This is a genomic window from Herminiimonas sp. (assembly GCF_030645555.1).
GTDB lineage: Bacteria > Pseudomonadota > Gammaproteobacteria > Burkholderiales > Burkholderiaceae_D > Oxalicibacterium.
This window is the reverse complement of sequence record NZ_JAUSME010000265.1, coordinates 1-2240: the sequence shown is the minus strand read 5'-3', so window position 1 is coordinate 2240 and position 2240 is coordinate 1. Positions and strand designations below refer to the sequence as shown.

Sequence of the window (2240 nt, the reverse complement as noted above, 5' to 3'; positions counted from 1 at the left end):
AATTGACTCATACAGTGCAATCCCCAGCGCGATCCTGTTCGCTCGCAACAGTCTCGCTGTGTCTTTTACCCCAGAAAGAAAAGCATGATTCTTGGCATTGATGTAGGCGGCACACATACCGATTCGGTATTGATGCAGAACCGCAAAATCATCCGCAAGTCCAAAGTACTGACCGACAAGCATGATATTTTGGGCTGCGTGATGCGCGCGACGCAGGCTGTCACGACAGCCGACGATATCAGGCAGCTGAAACGCATCGTGCTCAGCACCACGATTTCGACCAATGCGGTTGCGCAAAACCAGCTCGACCCGGTCGGCCTGATCGTCATGAACGGGCCTGGCGTTTCGCCCAGGGATTTGCCGCTTGCCGACCAGACGCACTTGATCGCCGGTTACATGAATCACCGCGGCATAGAAGCAGAAGCAATCGATGACGATGAACTGCTGGCGCTGAAAAAACAGTTCAGCACAGACAAGATCGATCACCTCGCGATCATCGGAAAATTTTCAACCCGCAATCCGGTGCATGAGCAGGAGGTCGGCGCATTCTTTGCCGATCAGGCCACGCACATATCGCTCGGCCATCACCAATCCGGCGTGCTGAATTTCCCGCGCCGTATTGCAACCACATATCTGAACGCTGCGATCTGGAGCCTGCACAGTCGCATGGTCGATCAGCTGGCCGGCTATCTGCAGGAACTCGGGGTCGATGTACCGCTGTTCATATTAAAGGCCGATGGCGGCACCATAGGCGTACAGCAATCGCGCAACTATCCGGTGCAAACCATTTTATCGGGACCCGCCGCCACCATCATGGGCGTGCTGCCCTTTGTTTCATTGACACAGGATTCGGTATCGATAGATATCGGCGGCACCACCACCGATATCGCATTGTTCGCCGATGGCGCGCCCTTGCTGGAACCCAAGGGCGTCGAGATCGAAGGACACAAGACCCTGATCCGCGGCCTGCTCACGCATTCGATGGCGCTAGGCGGCGACAGCCATGTGCAGGTCGTCAACGGCGCATTGCAGATCGGTCCCGAACGCAAGGGCTCGGCGATGGCCTTCGACGGCCCGGTGCCTACGCCTACCGATGCGCTGATCGTGTTCGGCCTAGCCGACATCGGCGACAAGAGCAAGGCCATGCGCGCGATGGAAAGCCTGGCGAGCACCTTGCAGCAAACGCCGCAACAGGTTGCCAAGTCTATCGTCGACAGCATGTGCGCCAGCATTGCCGCCAAGGTCACGCAGATGATCAGCGAGGTCAACAGCAAGCCGGTCTATACGATACATGAACTGCTGGAAGGAAAAACCCTGCACCCGCAGCAATTGATCGCCGTCGGTGGACCGGCTCCGTATCTTGCCAAACAGGTAGGAGAACTGCTGCAATTGCCGGCAGTGGTGCCGGAAAATTCCGATGTCATCAATGCCAGCGGTGCCGCGATGGCGCGCACCACGGTCGAATTGAATTTGCTGGCCGATACCGAATCGCAGCAACTGAGCTTTGCCGAAGACGGCCGCAAGATGCAGATCTCTTCGCGCGCGACGGTAGACGACATTGTCGCGCACGGTCAGGAACGTTTGCTTGAAATCGCCCGTGCCGCCGGTGCGCGCGATGAAGACCTGGAAGTGGAAGTCGCAGACTGCCAGTCATTCAACGTCATTCATGGCTATGCAACCACCGGCAAGAATATACGCGTGCGCTTGCAGATCAAACCCGGCTTGATCAAGCATGAAGAATGAGCAAGAGCATGAGCGTGTACAACAAGCACCAACAAGTCTGAAGGAACACATCGTGAAGAAAAACACAGGGCTGGTATTTTTCCCGGCATTCGACTACGCGATCTCGCCTACGCATCCGGAGCGCGAAGAACGCCTGTTGTACACGCAGGATCAGGTGTTTGAAGAAGGTCTGCTGGATTTCGACAATATCAAGGAATTCAAGCCCGGCGTGGCCACTGCCGAAGACATACAGCGCGTGCATTTCTGCGTGCCGGGCATAGACGAGATCGTGCATGCATCACACCTGATTGCCGTCGGCGGCTGCATTACCGCGGCAGACAAGGTGATGACGAAGGAAGTGGATAACGCGTTTGCGCTGGTGCGCCCTTGCGGACATCACACGATGCGCGTGGTGCATGGCAGCCGCGGCTTTTGCCCGCTGAACATGGAAGCGATCATGGTCGAGTACATCCGCCACAAGTATGGCGTGAAGAAGATCGCAATCGTCGATACCGACT

The 2240-nt window shown here is 56.6% G+C and carries 1 protein-coding gene and 1 pseudogene; both read left to right on the top strand.

Annotated elements, in window-relative coordinates; all coding sequences use genetic code 11:
* Positions 1-84: 84 nt before the first annotated feature.
* Positions 85-1743 (top strand): hydantoinase/oxoprolinase family protein, encoded by a 1659-nt coding sequence (locus Q7T06_RS10330; RefSeq protein ID WP_304784316.1) that lies wholly within the window; start codon positions 85-87, stop codon positions 1741-1743.
* Positions 1744-1795: 52 nt separating this feature from the next.
* A pseudogene (locus tag Q7T06_RS10325) lies at positions 1796-2240 on the top strand (histone deacetylase); the annotation flags it as partial.

What these genes read in the sequence shown, in the direction of transcription:
- Q7T06_RS10330 (WP_304784316.1), top strand. Translation starts at nt 85, where the DNA reads ATGATTCTTGGCATTGATGTAGGCGGCACACATACCGATTCGGTATTG.